13 protein-coding genes are annotated in these 16,835 nt (G+C 60.6%); 7 read left to right on the forward strand and 6 right to left on the reverse strand.

All coding sequences use genetic code 11. The features are described 5' to 3' along the window. Nucleotides 1-25: 25 nt before the first annotated feature. Together LG31_RS0105515 and LG31_RS0105520 are read left to right on the forward strand one after the other, a co-directional pair. Nucleotides 26-1,063 carry an efflux RND transporter periplasmic adaptor subunit gene (locus tag LG31_RS0105515; RefSeq protein ID WP_033113498.1) on the forward strand — a complete coding sequence of 346 codons (1,038 nt, stop codon included), beginning with the start codon at nucleotides 26-28 and terminating at the stop codon, nucleotides 1,061-1,063. Then, complete coding sequence (locus LG31_RS0105520; RefSeq protein WP_033113499.1) at nucleotides 1,056-4,265, forward strand: efflux RND transporter permease subunit; 3,210 nt, start codon at nucleotides 1,056-1,058, stop codon at nucleotides 4,263-4,265. The genes LG31_RS0105515 and LG31_RS0105520 overlap by 8 nt, the downstream gene beginning before the upstream one ends. A 60-nt stretch (nucleotides 4,266-4,325) precedes the next feature. Here LG31_RS0105520 and LG31_RS0105525 read toward each other — a convergent pair whose 3' ends face one another. Continuing rightward, nucleotides 4,326-6,776, reverse strand: a complete 2,451-nt coding sequence (locus LG31_RS0105525; RefSeq protein ID WP_033113500.1) for a diguanylate cyclase domain-containing protein — start codon at nucleotides 6,774-6,776, stop codon at nucleotides 4,326-4,328. A gap of 434 nt (nucleotides 6,777-7,210) precedes the next feature. Between LG31_RS0105525 and LG31_RS0105530 the strand changes: the two genes are divergently transcribed. Next, the gene (locus LG31_RS0105530; protein ID WP_033113501.1) at nucleotides 7,211-8,227 is read left to right on the forward strand and encodes a lipoate--protein ligase; all 1,017 of its coding nucleotides are present in this window, start codon (nucleotides 7,211-7,213) and stop codon (nucleotides 8,225-8,227) included. A 186-nt stretch (nucleotides 8,228-8,413) separates the two neighbouring features. Continuing rightward, complete coding sequence (locus tag LG31_RS0105535) at nucleotides 8,414-10,108, forward strand: pyridoxal phosphate-dependent decarboxylase family protein (RefSeq protein ID WP_033113502.1); 1,695 nt, start codon at nucleotides 8,414-8,416, stop codon at nucleotides 10,106-10,108. 113 nt (nucleotides 10,109-10,221) lie between these two features. On the opposite strand, the gene LG31_RS0105540 is transcribed toward LG31_RS0105535, so the two are convergent. The 3 genes from LG31_RS0105540 to yiaY all read right to left on the reverse strand — a co-directional run bounded on the left by LG31_RS0105540 (nucleotide 10,222) and on the right by yiaY (nucleotide 12,602). Then, on the reverse strand, nucleotides 10,222-10,851 hold the full coding sequence (locus LG31_RS0105540) for an NAD(P)H-binding protein (RefSeq protein WP_033113503.1): 630 nt from the start codon (nucleotides 10,849-10,851) through the stop codon (nucleotides 10,222-10,224). Nucleotides 10,852-10,974: 123 nt separating this feature from the next. Then, nucleotides 10,975-11,313, reverse strand: a complete 339-nt coding sequence (gene bamE, locus LG31_RS0105545; RefSeq protein ID WP_033113504.1) for an outer membrane protein assembly factor BamE — start codon at nucleotides 11,311-11,313, stop codon at nucleotides 10,975-10,977. Nucleotides 11,314-11,450: 137 nt separating this feature from the next. After that, complete coding sequence (gene yiaY, locus LG31_RS0105550; protein ID WP_033113505.1) at nucleotides 11,451-12,602, reverse strand: L-threonine dehydrogenase; 1,152 nt, start codon at nucleotides 12,600-12,602, stop codon at nucleotides 11,451-11,453. A 381-nt stretch (nucleotides 12,603-12,983) separates the two neighbouring features. Between yiaY and udp the strand changes: the two genes are divergently transcribed. Further along, complete coding sequence (udp, locus tag LG31_RS0105555; RefSeq protein ID WP_005337975.1) at nucleotides 12,984-13,739, forward strand: uridine phosphorylase; 756 nt, start codon at nucleotides 12,984-12,986, stop codon at nucleotides 13,737-13,739. Between the two features lie 154 nt (nucleotides 13,740-13,893). On the opposite strand, the gene LG31_RS0105560 is transcribed toward udp, so the two are convergent. Then, the gene (locus tag LG31_RS0105560) at nucleotides 13,894-14,589 is read right to left on the reverse strand and encodes an RluA family pseudouridine synthase (RefSeq protein ID WP_152598311.1); all 696 of its coding nucleotides are present in this window, start codon (nucleotides 14,587-14,589) and stop codon (nucleotides 13,894-13,896) included. Nucleotides 14,590-14,828: 239 nt separating this feature from the next. On the opposite strand from LG31_RS0105560, the gene rihA reads away from it, so the two are divergent. Together rihA and LG31_RS0105570 are read left to right on the forward strand one after the other, a co-directional pair. Further along, on the forward strand, nucleotides 14,829-15,764 hold the full coding sequence (gene rihA, locus LG31_RS0105565) for a pyrimidine-specific ribonucleoside hydrolase RihA (RefSeq protein ID WP_033113506.1): 936 nt from the start codon (nucleotides 14,829-14,831) through the stop codon (nucleotides 15,762-15,764). A 34-nt stretch (nucleotides 15,765-15,798) separates the two neighbouring features. Beyond that, on the forward strand, nucleotides 15,799-16,269 hold the full coding sequence (locus LG31_RS0105570) for a hypothetical protein (protein ID WP_033113507.1): 471 nt from the start codon (nucleotides 15,799-15,801) through the stop codon (nucleotides 16,267-16,269). Nucleotides 16,270-16,341: 72 nt separating this feature from the next. Here the strand turns inward: LG31_RS0105570 and LG31_RS20795 are convergent. After that, the coding region (locus LG31_RS20795; RefSeq protein WP_161785966.1) for a GIY-YIG nuclease family protein at nucleotides 16,342-16,835 on the reverse strand (494 nt) is incomplete at its 5' end.

Genomic DNA, 16,835 nt, shown 5'->3' on the forward strand with positions numbered 1-16,835 from the left:
CTGGTGTCGGGGAAGGAGGAATATCATGGAACAGATCCGCTTGCTGGGGGCCGCCATGCTGGCTGTGACCTCCGCTCTTGTCTCTCCGATGACATGGTCTGCCGAGGCGAATGGCGATGCGCCCCTGATTGTGGCACCACAGCCGGTGACCGACTGGCTGACGCTGGATGGCACCGTCAGTGCCATCAATCAGGGGACGGTGGCGGCCCAAACCAGTGGCCGGGTCTCCCGCATGCTGGTGGATGTGAATGATCAGGTGCAGGCGGGGCAACCGCTGCTGGAGATCAGCGGCAAGGAGCAGTTTGCCGCCGTCACGGGTGCGCAGGCGCGGTTGGCCCGGGCGCAGGCCCAGCAGGTGGAAGCAGAGCGCCAGCTCGCCCGCTTTCAGGCGCTGATTGCCAAGGGGGTGATCACCCGCGCCCAGCTTGATAATGCCGAGGCTTCCGATCGCGCCGCCCGCGCCGAGGTCAATGCGGCCGATGCGGCCCTTACTCAGGCCCGCGAGGCCTACGGCTATACCCGCATTCTGGCCCCTTACGCCGGGGTGGTAACCAAACGGCTGGTGGAGCTGGGGGAGACCGTTGTCCCCGGTACCCCACTGCTCTCCGGCTTCTCCCTCGACACCTTGCGGGTGGAGGTGGAGTTGCCCCAATCCGCCCTGATGCTTGCTCGTGAGCCAGCGGATGTGCAGGTGCTGTTGCCCGATGGCAAGCCTGTTACCCCGGTCAAACTGACTCGCTTCAACTATGCCGACAGCCAGAGCCACGCGTTCAGGTTGCGCTTCGACTTGCCGCCGCAAACCGCCGGGGTATTGCCCGGCATGTGGCTCAAGGTGCAGCTCAAGCAGGGTGAGCGTCAGGTGTTGCAGGTGCCGGATCGCGCCCTGCTGCGGCAAGGGGAGTTCAACGGCGTCTATCTGCAGCTGCCCGCTGGCTGGGCGCTGACGCCGGTGCGGGTTGGCCACTGCTTGGCGGGGCAGTGCGAGATCCTGGCCGGGCTGCAAGCCGGTGACAAGCTGGCCCCCGATGCCTGGGCGCAGCAGCAGGAGGTGGCCCATGAGTAGCGACCTGAACGGCAACAGGGAGAGGCTGGGGCCTGCCGGTCGGCTGGCGGCGCTGTTTCAGGGCTCGGCCATCACCCCGCTGCTGGCGCTGGTGGGGTTGCTGCTCGGCCTGTTTGCGGTGCTGGTGACCCCCAAGGAGGAGGAGCCGCAGATCGATGTCACCTTCGCCGATGTCTATATCCCCTTCCCGGGAGCCACGCCGGCTGAAGTGGCCTCTCTCGTCACCACCCCTGCCGAGCAGGTGGTCTCCCAGATAAAGGGGATCGATACCCTCTACTCTTTTTCCCAACCCGATGGCGCCCTGCTGGTGGTGGTGTTCAAGGTGGGGGTGAGCCGCGAGCAGGCTATCGTCGATCTCAACAACCAGCTCGACTCCCACCGTGACTGGTTGCCACAGGGGATCGGGGTCGGCCAGCCGCTGGTAAAACCCCGGGGGATCGACGATGTCCCCATCGTCAGTTTGACCTTATGGAGCAAAGAGTGGAACAAAGAGGGGAGCAAGCAACTGGGCGCCCCAGAACTGACCCGGGTTGCCCATGAGCTGGAGACCGAACTCAAGCGCATTCCCGGTACCCGCGATATCTACACGCTGGGCAGCCAGAACGCTGTGTTGCGGGTGATGCCGGATCCGGCGGCACTCAGCGCCCATGGCATCAGCTGGGGCGAGCTGAGTCAGCGACTTGCGGCCGCCAATCAGGTGGGCCCGACACAGGCCATCGAGCAGGACAACCGTGAGATCAAGGTGCAGGTGGGTCAGTTCCTGCAAAGCGAGCAGGAGGCACGCGAGCTGGTGGTGGGGCTGCACAACGGCAAGCCGGTCTATCTGGGGGAGGTGGCCAAGGTTTTTTTAGGTCAGGAGACCCCGACCAAGCGCAGCTGGATGGGGCAGGGGCAGGCCAGTTATCCGGCGGTGACCCTGGCCATCGGCAAGCAGCCGGGCCAGAACGCGGTCGATGTGGCCAAGCGGTTGGAGGCGCGGGTCGAGAGTCTCAAAAATCGGCTTATTCCGGCTGAGGTCGAGGTGACGGTGACCCGGGACTACGGCGTCACCGCCGAGACCAAATCCAACACCCTCATCGGCAAGCTGATTTTTGCCACCACGGCGGTGGTGGTGCTGGTACTGGTGAGCATGGGCTGGCGCGAGGCGCTGGTGGTTGGCGTTGCCATCGTTATCACCCTGGCGCTGACTCTGTTTGCCAGCTGGGCGTGGGGTTTTACCCTCAACCGGGTGTCGCTGTTTGCGCTGATCTTCTCCATCGGCATTCTGGTGGATGACGCCATCGTGGTGGTGGAGAACATCCACCGCCATCGCGGCTTGGGCAAGGGGGCGCTAAAGGATCTTATTCCGGGGGCGGTGGACGAAGTGGGGGGGCCGACCATACTGGCGACCCTGACTGTGATTGCGGCTCTGCTGCCGATGGCCTTTGTCAGTGGCCTGATGGGTCCTTATATGAGCCCTATCCCCATCAATGCCAGCATGGGGATGCTTATCTCCCTGTTGGTGGCTTTTATCTTCTCCCCCTGGCTGGCGAGCCATTTGCTCAAGGACGAGGTGCACGGTGCCCACGGCGAGGCCAAGGCTGGTCTCTTTCACCGGCTGATGACCCCCTTCCTGATCGGTGACGGCGCCCAGCGTGCCAGACGCAAGCTCTGGCTGGTGGTGTTGCTGCTGGTCGGGGCCGCCACCGCCATGCCGGTGGTGCAGTGGGTGGTGCTCAAGATGCTCCCCTTTGACAACAAATCGGAATTTCAGCTGGTGCTCGACATGCCTGAGGGGGCGACGCTGGAGCAGACCGAGCGCACCCTGCTGGCGGTCGGGCGGGAGCTTGCCAAGGTACCCGAGGTGAAGGATTACCAGATCTACGCCGGTACCGCCGCCCCCATCAACTTCAACGGCTTGGTGCGCCACTACTTTATCCGCAGCGGCGCCAACGTGGGGGATATTCAGGTCAATCTGGTGGACAAGCATGAGCGCCATCGCAGCAGTCACCAGATTGCCCGGTCGGTTCGGGCACCGTTGCAGGCCATTGCCGGTGCGGCGGGGGGCAACCTCAAGGTGGTGGAAGTGCCCCCCGGCCCGCCGGTCTGGTCCCCCATCGTTGCCGAGATCTATGGCCCGACACCTGCTGCCCGCGAAGCGGCCGCTCGCGCCGTACAGGCCCGCTTTGTGGCCACGGCGGATCTGGTGGTCGTGGATATCTATCTGACCGACCCGCAGCCCAAGTGGCGGCTGGTGGTGGATCGCAGCAAGGCGGCCCTGCTCGGGGTTGATATCGGAGATCTGGTGAACACCCTCAATGGCGGGGTGGGTTATCAGGATGCCAGCTGGCTGCAGGGGCATGGCGCCAAGTATCCGGTGCCGATCCGCATCGAACTGGCTCCCGGTGACAAACGGGATCTGGCGGGTGTGCTGGCCCTCAAGGTGCGCAGCCAGAGCGGCCAGCTGGTGCGGGTCTCCGAGCTGGTGAGTCGTCGTGATGAGGTGGCCCCCAGCTATATCATGCACAAGAATATGCGCCCCATGGTGATGGTGGTGGCCGACATGGGCGGCCATACCGACAGCCCGCTCTACGGCATGTTTAGCGCTGGCGCCGATATCGATCTGCCCCAGTATTACGTGCAGCAGCCCGACAAACTGGGGGAGGTGGCGCTGTTGTGGGACGGGGAGTGGAAGATTACCTACGAGACCTTCCGCGACATGGGTATCGCCTACGGGGTGGGGATGATCCTCATCTATCTGCTGGTGGTGGCCCAGTTCCGCTCCTATCTGGTGCCGCTTATCATCATGGCTCCCATTCCGCTCACCCTCATCGGGGTGATGCCGGGCCACGCCCTGCTGGGGGCTCAGTTTACCGCCACCTCGATGATCGGGATGATCGCCCTGGCCGGGATCATCGTACGTAACAGCATCCTGCTGGTGGACTTTATCGAACAGCAGCGCAGCGCCGGAGTGGCGTTCGAGCAGGCGGTGATCGAAGCGGTGCAGGTGCGGGCCAAACCCATCATGCTGACGGCGCTGGCGGCGATGATCGGGGCCCTGTTTATCCTCGATGATCCCATCTTCAACGGACTGGCCATCAGTCTGATTTTCGGGATCCTGGTCTCCACCCTGCTCACTCTGGTGGTGATCCCGCTGCTCTACTACAGCCTGATGTCGCACCGTGGAGCCGTGAGCACGGCAGACGAGCCGGGCGCACAATGACAGAAGGGCCACCTCGGTGGCCCTTTTCGTTTCACACGTTCAGGTGGCTGGGGCGCTGAGTCAGCGTCCCTTAAGCAGCGGGAAGTAGCGCCGGTCAGCCTGACTCATATGGCCGACAACCAGCTCCTGAATGATGAAATTGAGCAGCTCGTCGTTGCCGAGGGTGCCAGCGCGGGCGGTGTTCATCAGCTGGGCCGCCTTGTGCAGCAGTTGCTGGTGGTCCTGACGGTGGGTCTCGAGCTCGGCGTAATCAAGCTCGGCCAGCAGGCTCTCCTCGAAGGTGAAGTGGTGGTGTGCCATCTCGAACAGGTTCTCCAGACTTTCCAGATAGAGGGCGGGATGGGCCTCATGATCCTTCATCCGCTCCAGCAGCCGGTTGGTGAGCACAAAGAGCTGGCGATGTTCGGCATCGATGCGGGGATGGCCGCACTCGTGGCTGCCCTGCCACACCAGCGAGCCCTGCGCGGGGTCGAGCCCGGCGGTATAGAGGCAGACCCGGCCGCGGTTTTTCGCCTGATACATCGCCTGATCCGCGTGGTGCATCAGGGTTTTGGCATCCTCGCCGTGCTCCGGATAGAGAGCGATCCCGATACTGCTGGAGATGCGCAGCTCCTGCTCGTCGCTCATCCTGAAGGGGTGACGCAGGCTGTGGTGGAGGTGGTCGGCGATGGTCAGCGCCTCGTCGCTGGTGTCGGGCAGCAGGATAACAAATTCGTCGCCGCCAAGGCGTGCCACCAGATCATGCTCCCGCACGCAGTAGCGCATCCGCTTGGCCACCATATTGAGCAGCACATCGCCGGTCTCATGGCCGAAGGTGTCGTTGATCGGCTTGAAGTGATCGAGATCGATGAACATCAAAGCCAAAGACTGGTCGGCGTTGTGCTCCAGCGCCTCTTTCAGCCGTTGCTGCAGCAGGCGGCGGTTAGGTAGACCGGTCAGGGGATCGTAGAAGGCGAGGCGGCGCATCATCTCCTCGCGGGCGGCCCGCTCGGTGATGTCGCGGGTTACCCCCAGAATGGCTTCTGGCTCTCCCTGCTCGTTGCCGTGCAGGGTGGTGATGGTCTCGGTGGCTACCAGATGGCCATCCTTGTGGCGCAGATCGGTGCGAATGACGCTGCGGGTCTGTTCATGTTCACCGCGATACCAGGCGGCGAGGGTGGCAGTGATCTCCTCCTTGAGTTTTATGCGCGCGGCATCGGGCAGCAGTCTCTTGAACGGCAGGGCGAACAGCTCGCTCGCGTTGTAACCGCTCAGCGGCTGGATGGCGGGGCTGATGTAGCGAAAGCGCAGGCTGGCGGTATCCATGGTCCAGATCACGTCGGCGCTGTTCTCCGCCACGAAGCGGTAGTGCTGCTCGCTCTGGGCCAGCTCGCGGGTGAGGCGCTGGCGGTCGCTCGACTCCTGACGCAGACGCAGGTAGAGGTGGAGGAAGATGCCGAGCAGGATCAGCAGGGTAAAGGTGATCAGCATGGCGATGGCCACGCTCTTGTCGAGCAGTTGCCGCTGCTGGCGCAGCCGCTCCTTGGCCGGATTGTAGAGAAAGCGATCGAGGCTGATGTCGGAGGCGAGCAGGCCTGCCTCCCGATAGATATTGGCGATCTGCTGCCAGCGCTCCGGCTGCATATAGCCAGGTTCGACAAAGTCGGGCTGCATCAGCGAGCGGGTCTCGCGCGCTTCAAAGGTGAGCTGCTCGCGCCCGGCCCCGCTTGGCTCGCGCCCGGCGCGACTCGGATAGTGCTCCATGATCCAGTCGATCATCTCCTCCGGATTATCCATGGCATAGCGCCAGCCGCGCAGGCTCGCCTGACGAAAGGCAAAGACCCGGCCGGGGCGGGCAGCCAGCTCCCGTTCGGAGGTAAAGAGGTTGTCGGCGTAAAAGTCGCTGTTGGCGCTGCGGGGACTGAAGACCCGATAGGGGATCTCCTTTTGCTGCAGGTAGAAGGGCTCCGTGGTGCTGTAGGCACTGATGGCATCCACCTTGCCGGAGAGCAGCGCCTCGACGCCGTTGTCATAGGGGAGGATCTGCCACGTCCGGGCGGGAATATGTTTGCTGAGATAGGTGAGCAGCTCGCCGGAGCCGGGTTCCAGCATCAGCCGCTTGCCGGCGAGATCGGCGGCATTGCGGATATCGGGGCGATCGAGCGTCAACAGCAGCAGGGGAGAGTGCTGCAGCATGGCGGCCAGCACCACCACCGGTTTGCCGGCGGAGCGGGCCAGCAGCAAGTCGCTGCCGCTGATGCCAAACTGCGCCTCGCCACTGGTCACTGCTTTGACCACATCGGTGTGGGGCGCGGCCTCACGCAGTGTGACGTTGAGTCCGGCCTCACGGTAGTAGCCCTTGGCGATGGCGGCGTAGTAACCGGCAAACTGGAACTGATGCTGCCAGGAGAGCTGGAGCGTCACCTGTTCTTCGGCCTTCAGCGGCACGCTTGCAAGCGCAGAGAACATCCAGCTGGCCAGCATGGGCAGGAACCAGAGCGTACAGCGTGGGGAGGGTTCGAGCTCCGTCATACAGGGTGTCTCTCGGGAGGCGGTATCAGAGCTAGAGTCAAACAATTTTTTGTAACCTGCAATAGGGGAAAAAGGCTAGCGGAGCAGGGCAGTAGCGGTATAAGAATTTGTTTTTGTATTTTTCATCACACTAATTGCCTGCGAAGTCTGTTTTCACAACTTGTCTGCCCCATCACGGAGTCATATGGCTTGCGAAAATGGCTGCATTTTAGCCATTATCATGCCGTTTTTTCCTCCGAATCTTCGTTTAAATTGCCGCTTTTTGTCGGGAAAGCGTCAGCCTGTGTCGTCATATCACGCGATACTTCTGCGATGTTTTCCACATGAGGGAAATATGTATTCCGGTTGTTTGTTGATGGTTAAATCAGCCTCGTCGCCCGGTTGGCGAGCTCTGGTGTTATGATGTTCCCCCCTGTTCCGGATAAGGCTGTTTCATGTCCCGCTTGCGTCTGCTTGTCTCCGACTCTCACGATCCCCTCTTCAACCTCGCCGTCGAGGAGTGCATCTTCCGCCAGATGGATCCCCGTCAGCGGGTGCTGTTCCTCTGGCGCAACGCCAATACCGTGGTGATTGGCCGTGCCCAGAACCCGTGGAAGGAGTGCAACACCCGCCGCATGGAAGAGGACGGGGTGACGCTGGCTCGCCGCAGCAGCGGTGGTGGCGCCGTGTTTCACGACCTTGGCAACAGCTGCTTCACCTTCATGGCGGGCAAGCCGGAGTATGACAAAAGCGTCTCCACCGCCATCGTGCTGGACGGGCTCAAGCGATTGGGGATCGAGGCCTTTGCCTCCGGTCGCAACGACTTGCTGGTGGCGACCCCGGACGGGGAGCGCAAGGTATCGGGTTCGGCTTACAGGGAGACCCTGGATCGCGGGTTTCACCACGGCACCCTGCTGCTGGACGCCGATCTCGGCCGGCTCGCCAACTACCTCAACCCCGACCCCAAGAAGCTGGCGGCCAAGGGGATCAGCTCGGTACGCGGTCGGGTGGCCAATCTGTGCGAACTGCTGCCGGGGATTGACCACTATCAGGTGAGCAGTGCGCTGGCCGACGCCTTTTTTGAACACTATGGCGAGCGGGTGCAACCCGAGCACATCTCCCCGGAGCAGATGCCCGATCTGCCCGGCTTTGCCGAGACCTTCGCCCATCAGCGCAGCTGGGAGTGGAACTTTGGCCACGCGCCCGCCTTTACCCATCTGCTGGAAGAGCGCTTTGGCTGGGGCGGGGTGGAGCTGCACTTTGATGTGGAGAAGGGGAGTATCGTGCGGGCGCAGATTTTCAGCGACACCCTGGATCCGGCACCCTTCGATCGGCTGGCCCAGCTGCTGGTGAGTTGTCCCTATCGTCCTGATGCGGTCGCCAGCTGTTTGCAAGGGTGGCAGGGGGAGTTCCCGGCCTGTAATGAGTCGTTGACCGAGTTTGCCGACTGGCTGCTGGCTGCGCTGCGCTGAAGGCACCACAGCTGAAGTGATCGGGATCACGAAATATAAAGAGGCGCATAAAAAGCGCCTTTTTTCAGCCCCTTGCTATGGCTAAAACATAATAAAAAGTATGGCAGACCATTAGTTATTGTCTCTGTTGATGCGCCAGACCCGGGAGTATAAGGGCCGCACATTTGCTGTACTAATGGTATAAAAATGAGTGACTTAGTTTATCTTCAAGACCAAAGCGTCAACGCCGTATCCCCTCTGTTCGCCAGCCGGTTTGCCAGCGTTAAAGCCAATTTTTTCTCACGTAATCCAGATCTCTGGCCGGTCTTTCGCGAACCCGGATTTGCCACCCTCAATGAATTTCGTGCCCGTGGTCTGGCCCCGGATACCCGCCTGAATGCCTGGCCAGATGGCCGCGCGCGCCTTGCCGATCTCTGCGAGACCATGCCGGTGCCCGCCACCATGCGCACTCCGGGCGAGCCGATGGCCGAGCTGCTGTTTGCCGCCGCGCTGTCGAAGGATTGGGAAAACCCCTCCAGCGTCGAGAATGTCGTCACCATGTCGGCAGATCCCGCCATCTACGGCGCCCAGATGGGCATTTTGGCCAACCCCAATCTGGTCTACTCCGAATATGCCGGAGTGGCTGAGGAGCTGGAGAAGAAAGTAGTGCGCCAGATTGCGCTGCTGGCGGGATATGACCCCGAGCGTGCCACCGGTATCTTCACCCAGGGGGGGACCTTCTGTAACCTCTACGGCTACCTGCTCGGCATTCGCAAAAGCTTGCCAGAAGCCAAGCACAAGGGGCTTGGCCACTATCAGGATTACCGCATCATCAACTCCCAGGGCGGTCACTACTCCAATATCACCAACCTCTCCCTGCTCGGGGTCGACATCGAGAACAAGACCATCCGTATTCAGGTGGGCGAGAACAACGACATCGATCTCGACCATCTCGAACGCACCCTGACCGCCTGTTTTGCCCTGAAACATGTGGTGCCCGCCATCATGCTCACTATGGGCACCACCGACACCTTCGGGGTGGATCAGATCAAGCCGGTGTTTGAGCTGCGCAATCGCCTCTGCGAGCAGTTCGAGGTGGTGGTCAAACCGCATATCCACGTCGATGCCGCCATTGGCTGGTCGATGATCTTCTTCCTCGATTACGACTTTGCCGTCAACCCGCTTGGCATCAATGCCGCGACCCTGGCCGGGATCGAGCGCAACGTGGCGCGCTTTGCCGAGCTCAAATATGCCGACTCCTTCACTGTCGACTTCCAGAAGTGGGGTTATGTGCCCTACACCTCCAGTCTGGTGATGATTAAGGAGCAGGATGACCTCAAGGCGATGGAGAACGATCCGGAGAACTTCTCCTACTTCGAGCGGGATATTCAGGGTCAGACCCACCTGCAATCCACCATCGAGTGCTCCCGCGGCGCGAGCGGCCTGTTCGGCGCCTATGCGGCGCTCAACTATATGGGAGTGGAGGGGTATCGCATCGTGCTGGCCCACTGCCTGCAAAATGCCAATTACTTCCGCTTCCGGTTAAGCCAGCTGGGCAATGTCAAGCTGGTAGCGCAGGAGAATCAGGGACCGAGTGTCGGCTTCAAGATTTACAACCCCGAGTGGGTGAGCGATCCGGAGGCCGAGTTTGCCTTCGAGCTGGCCCGCTCCAGCGATCCCGCCTACAAGGCGCGGCTGCAGCGCAACACCGACTATCACCGCAGCCTGTTCAAGGGGCGCGGCAAAGTCGGGCTCTACACCAACTGGGTGGAGGCGGTGGCTCACTCCGACTATGACGCCCGCGGCAAATACTCCTACATCGCCGGGGAGAAGGCGGTCTTTATGAACCCTGCCTGCACTCGCGAGCAGATCGACGCCTTTATCGACCATATTCGCGGTTAGCGGCCGTTCAATCACAAGCTGACTGGCCTTGAGTCGATACCAGACAGGCCGGTATCAAAAGGGCAAGCCGATCGGCTTGCCCTTGTTGTTGATGGGAGCTCGAGATGCCGTGGTCAGAGGCGCAGCAGCTGCTCGTTCGCGACAATCTCGCATCCGGCGGGTTGCCGGGAGAGGACGATCATGGCGTGGGCTACCTGACTGGCCTCGATGGCGCGCCAGCGGGCGAGCTTGCCCACCAGCAGCGGTCGAAACAGCGGATAGATGGTCTGAAAGATCTGCTCCGAGCGGCGCGGCGGTTGGCGATCCCCCAGCAGCATGGCTGGCCGCACGATGGCGAGCCGCGGCCAGGATTGGACTAGCAGTGCCTGTTCCATCTCCCCCTTGGTACGTGGATAGAGTGCCGGTGAGCTGGCACTGGCCCCCATGCTCGAGACCACGATGAGGCGCTGACAACCGTGGCGGCGGGCCAGTTCGGCAAAGGCGATCACATAGTCGAGATCGACCCGGCGAAACGCCTCGGCTGAGCCGGCATCCTTGCGGGTGGTGCCCAGCGCACAGAAGGCGATATCGACCGGTCGGGGCAGGGTGACGCTGGCCAGATCATCAAAATCGACCGGCAACCAGTGGTGTGCCTCCTTGCCCGGCTTGCGGCAGAGCAGGGTCAGCTCGTGTTCGGCGGGCAACTGTTTTAGCAGCTCGCGGCCAATCAGGCCGCTGGCTCCGGCAATCAGGATCCGGCTCATGGTTCTCTTCCTGTGTCGCTCCGGTAGGAAGTGTCAGCATCGGGCAAACGGCAGCACTCTGCAATCTGCGCTTGCGTGCCGGGGGATAAAACAAAACCGGCGCGAGGCCGGTTTTGCGAGATATCAGAGCGGGGTGTGGAATGCCGCTGGCAGCGGGAAGTCACCCGTTACCGTGGTGAGCCTGTCGTTGGCGAAGGTGACGGTGAGCTCTTTGCGCTCCTTGTCGCCGTGGCCTGGCTGGAATTCATAGAGGTAGTACCAGGTGTTGGGGTCAAAGCCGTCACGCAGCATGGGGGTCCCCAGTACATAGCTGACCTGCTCGCGGGTCATCCCCTGGCGCAGTTTGTCGACCTGTTTTTGTTCCACATAGTTGCCTTGGGGAATATCGATACGATAGACCAGGCTGCAACCGGAGAGGGTGAGGGCGGTCAGGGCCGCGGCAATCAGGTGTTTCATCCGCATAACGAGTTCAGATCATCCATACAGTCTTTTTTGGCTCGGCAAATCATACCGACTCCCTCCACGGAAGTAAAAAGCCATTGATCCATCAGCCAATAAAAAGGGCCGCACTGCGACCCTTTCTGGCAATCCGGCAGCCGTTACATGGCGGCGCGGAAGATGGCGACGATCTCTTCGTGGCTTGCCTGTTTCGGGTTGGTGAAGCCGCAGGCATCTTTCAGGGCGTTGCTGGCCAGGGTATCGAAGTCATCAGCCTTGACGCCGAGCTGCTCCAGCCCGGCCGGGATCTTCACATCCAGCGCCAGCTGCTTGATGGCGGCAATGGCAGCGGCGGCGCCCTGCTCGTCGTTCATGGCGCTTACGTCCACCCCCATGTAGCGGGCCACATCCTTCAGACGAGCGGCGCTCACCTGGGCGTTGAACGCCTGAACGTGGGGCAGCAGCACGGCGTTGCAGACACCGTGGGGCAGGTCGTAGAAACCGCCCAGCTGGTGGGCCATGGCGTGCACATAGCCGAGGCTTGCGTTGTTGAAGGCCATGCCGGCCAGGAACTGGGCATAGGCCATCTGCTCGCGGGCATGCAGGTCATCGCCCTGGTTGACGGCGGTGCGCAGGTGCTTGGCGATCAGCTCGATGGCCATCACGGCGCTGGCATCGGTCACTGGAGTGGCGATGGTGGAGACATAGGCCTCGATGGCGTGGGTCAGCGCATCCATACCGGTGGCGGCGGTGAGACCGGCCGGCTTGGCCAGCATCAGCTCGGGGTCGTTGACCGACATCAGCGGGGTAACGTGCTTGTCGATGATGGCCATTTTCACGTGGCGCGCTTCGTCGGTGATGATGCAGAAGCGGGTCATCTCGGAGGCGGTACCGGCGGTAGTGTTGATGGCGATAAGCGGCAGCTGCGGCTTGGCGGAGCGATCCACCCCTTCGTAATCCTTGATGTTGCCACCGTTGGCGGCCACCAGCGCGATGCCCTTGGCGCAGTCGTGGGGCGAGCCGCCACCCAGCGAGATGACGCAGTCACAGCCGTTGGCCTTGATCATCGCCAGACCCGCTTCGACGTTGCTGGTAGTGGGGTTGGGTTTGGTCTCATCGAAAACTGCGCTTTCAATGCCATGTTCAGCCAGCAGGGTGGTGAGCTTGGCGACCACGCCGATCTGGTTGAGGATTTTGTCGGTGACGATCAGCGCCTTGCGATAGCCGTAACCCTTGATATCGGCGGCAGCCTCTTGCAGACAGCCGGCACCCATCAGGTTGATTGCTGGAATATAGAACTTGAATGTAGCCATGATGGACTCCCTATAGTTAGCCATTAAGTGGTAATTGGCTGCCACGTTACCATCTTGATGGGGATACAAAAGCATCTGTTTTGCAACTTTACGGGGGCGATCACGGGACATTAATTAAGCGTTGAACCGGGCTTGACTTTCCCTGTTACATCCCGATTTCCTGAAAAACGTTTTTCAATTAATTCATCAGGTTAGAAAACGTTTTGCCTGCTCTTTGATGTTGTCAATGCGTGGAAGTGTGAGGCGCTTCAAGGAATTGGAAAGCGCTTTCGACCATAGTTGGCGCCTCCCCGAAGAGGGGGTAAAGGCTTGAAAGTATCATAAAGAATCATCTTAATTTGCGTCCTGACCATGCTGGCAGGGGGCAACCAGGAGTCCAATATGTCTGATGTATTTCACTTGGGTTTGAAGAAAGCGGATCTGCAAGGCGCCACCCTGGCGATCGTCCCCGGTGACCCCGAGCGTGTGAAGCGTATCGCAGAGCTGTTGGATAACCCGGTACACCTGGCCAGCCATCGTGAATTCACTACCTGGCGTGGCGAGATGGACGGCAAGGCCGTGATCATCTGCTCTACCGGTATCGGTGGCCCGTCCACCTCCATCGCAGTGGAAGAGCTGGCCCAGCTGGGTATCCGCACCTTCCTGCGCATCGGCACCACCGGCGCCATCCAGCCGCACCTGAACGTGGGTGACGTGATCGTGACCACCGGCTCCGTGCGCCTCGACGGTGCCAGCCTGCACTTCGCACCGATGGAGTTCCCGGCTGTTGCCGACTTCGACTGCACCACCGCGCTGGTCAACACCGCCAAAGAGATGGGCTCCAAGCTGCACATCGGTGTGACTGCCTCCTCCGATACCTTCTACCCGGGTCAGGAGCGTTACGACACCGTATCCGGCCGCGTAGTGAGCCGTTTCCAGGGTTCCATGAAAGAGTGGCAAGCCATGGGCGTGCTGAACTATGAGATGGAGTCCGCAACCCTGCTGACCATGTGCTCCAGCCAGGGCCTGCGTGCCGGTATGGTGGCTGGCGTTATCGTCAACCGTACCCAGCAAGAGATCCCGAACGCCGAGACCATGGCGAAGACCGAATCTGATGCCATCAAGATTGTACTGGGCGCTGCCCGCAAGCTGATCTGATAGCCCTCTTTGTAACAAAGAGTACCGAGTGGGGGGTGGGGGCCGTTGCGAAAGCGCGGCCCCTATCTTTATCTGCCGTTTACCGCTTTTCCGCTCCCGTCACGCCTTTCACTGATCCCGTCGCACTCGCACTGGTTGTTCCCACCCATTGCCTCTAAAACGGAGGCGCACAGCGGATCTGCATCGGCTCGCCGCTCACCGGATGGGTAAAATCCAGCTCGCTGGCATGCAGCATCAGCCGCGGTGCCTCTGCGCAGCCGGGTGGCAGCAGGCCACCATAGAGATCGCAACCGAGGATGGGGTGGCCCAGCAGCTGGCTGTGGATGCGTAGCTGATGGGTGCGGCCGGTCTCCGGCACCAGTCGTACCCGGGTCAAAGGCACGGTTTGTCCCTGCATCTGCTGCTCCAGCCGCTCAAGCACCTGATAGCGGGAGCGGGCGGGTTTGCCACTGGCGGCGCAGATCTTCATCAGCGGAAAGAGGGCCGGATCCTTGGCGATGGGGGCGTCGATAAGCCCTTCGTCGTTAGCCAGATGGCCGCACAGCAGCGCGCTGTAGGCCTTGCTCACAGTCCGCTGGCTGAACTGCTGGCAGAGCAGGGCATTGATGGCCTTGTTTCTGGCCACCACCATGAGACCCGAGGTACCAAAATCGAGGCGATGCACCAGGGTGCAGCCGGGGTAATCCTGCACCAGTCGATAATGCACCGAGTCGAGGTTCTGCGGATTCCTGCCCGACAGGCTCAGCAGGCCGCTCGGCTTGTTGATGAGCAGCAGATGCTCATCCTCGAACAGGATCTCGATGGCGGCAGCGCAGGGCGGGGCGATAAAGGTGTCGACGATAACGGACATAGGGGGCACGGGCAGAAAACGGGGGGCCATCATACCCAAGTGGCGGATAAGGCGCGAATCGGCGTAGCGGATGGGCTCGCCACACCATTCCCTCATTGCGCCCTGTTGCTGGCCGGCTGTGACACTACGAAGGTAACTGATTGAAAAAAATCAGGAACCATTTTGTGACCCCCTCCCGAGTTCAGCCGCCGCGAGCTTGCTAAGGTAGGGCTCCCTTTGATGTTGTAAGGAGTCTCTCCATGGCACTGCCCGTTATTCTTGATTGTGATCCCGGCCATGACGATGCCATCGCCCTTATTCTGGCGCTGGCCAGTCCTGAACTGAAGGTGTTGGCGGTCACCACCAGCGCGGGCAACCAGACCCCGGACAAGACCCTCAACAATGCCCTGCGCATCCTCACCTTGCTGGGGCGGGACGATATTCCGGTGGCGGCCGGGGCGCCGAAACCGCTGGCCCGCGAGCTGATCATCGCCGACAACGTCCATGGCGAATCGGGTCTCGATGGCCCCAAACTGCCGGATCCCGCCTTTGCGCCGCAGGCGATGACGGGGATCGAGCTGATGGCCAGATGTCTGCGCGAGAGCCCGGAGCCCGTGACGCTGGTGCCGACCGGGCCGCTCACCAATATCGCCCTGCTGCTGGCGGCTCACCCGGAGCTAAAAGGGAAGATCGCCCGCATCGTGCTGATGGGGGGCGCCGCAGGGGCCGGCAACTGGACGCCGGCGGCGGAATTCAATATTTATGTGGACCCGGAAGCGGCCGATATGGTCTTCAAGTCGGGCATCCCCATCACCATGTGTGGCCTCGATGTGACCCATGAGGCGCAGGTAATGGACGAGGATATCGAACGGGTGCGTGCCATCACCAATCCGGTGGCCCAGTGTGTGGCCGGTCTGCTCGATTTTTTCATGATCTACCATCGGGATCCCAAGTGGGGATTTGCTGGCGCGCCGCTGCACGACCCCTGTACCATTGCCTGGTTGCTCAATCCCGCCCTGTTCCATGGCGTGGAGTGCCGGGTCGATATCGAGACCCTGGGTGAGCATACCGTGGGGATGACGGTGGTGGACCGCTACGGTTTGACCGGCAAACCAGCCAATGCGCTGGTGCTGCTGGGGCTGGATCGGGCAGGCTTTATCGATCTGCTGGTCGAGCGGCTGCGGGCCTTTGGCTGAGCGCCGATTCACTTTTTGCAAGAAGGGGCAGGGAATGTGGAAGACAGGGTTGGCGCTGCTGGCCGGGTTGCAACTGACGGGCTGCGCGACGCCATTCGAGCGGATGTGGCAGGGGCTGGCAACCTGTGATTTTAACGATCTCTATATCGATGGTGAGACGGGACGGCCAGCCAATCTGCAGCTCAACAACTACACCCCCTACAAGGTGAGCGATGGCTTTGCCTGGTACAAGGTGCACGAGGAGCTGCACGGCTTGCCGGTGGTCGGTTTTATCGTGCCGGCCTCCAGCTTCGAAGTGCACGCTCTCTTTGTCGATACCCCCATCGCCAACGCCCGCCGCTTGACCCACAACGCCTACGGCAGCGAGTTTAGCGACGAGCAGAAACACAACGAGGGCTCAGCCCCTCTGCTTTTGCGTGATCCCAACAACCCCAAGCGCTCCATCATCGACTGCACCCGCGGCGAGTCTGACGGGGAGCTTGAGGATTCGGCCATGCCCGAGTAGGGCAATCTGTCGCGCCGTCGGCCTGAAAAAAGAGGGGCCAGCCTTGTCGGCTGGCCCCTCTTCGAATGTTTATTAATTATCATTTAGTCCAAAAACTCTTGTACCTAATTTTTTCTTATACAAAGCTTCATAACCAATAACTTCTGTTGATGATAAATTACTAGGTAATGTTTGTAAGACTGTGAATTGAAAATTCTTACAGTATTTATCGTCGTTATCGCACAGCTGCATAAGTGATTTATTTCCACCATGACCATTTCGCGCATATGCGGACCATCTCTGCCATATACCATTCTTACCGTAGGCAGAGCCTACATACTGATTACCAGTTTTTTTATCTAGAATTAAATAAATTCCATTCACAGATGAGAGGTGATAAAACCAGTCTCTGTTAGCCTCAGTGTTTTCACTCAATATTTTTAGCTCGTTAAAATCCAAGACAAAATTCAATAATCCTGGGAAATTCCCCAAGTAACCTTTAGGTAATATCTCAACGACTTCTTTATCATTTTCAAAAACCCATTGATGCCATGAAATAGCCGCATCCCCCCACTCTATTACAACAC

It is taken from the genome of Aeromonas lacus, assembly GCF_000764665.1.
GTDB lineage: Bacteria > Pseudomonadota > Gammaproteobacteria > Enterobacterales > Aeromonadaceae > Aeromonas > Aeromonas lacus.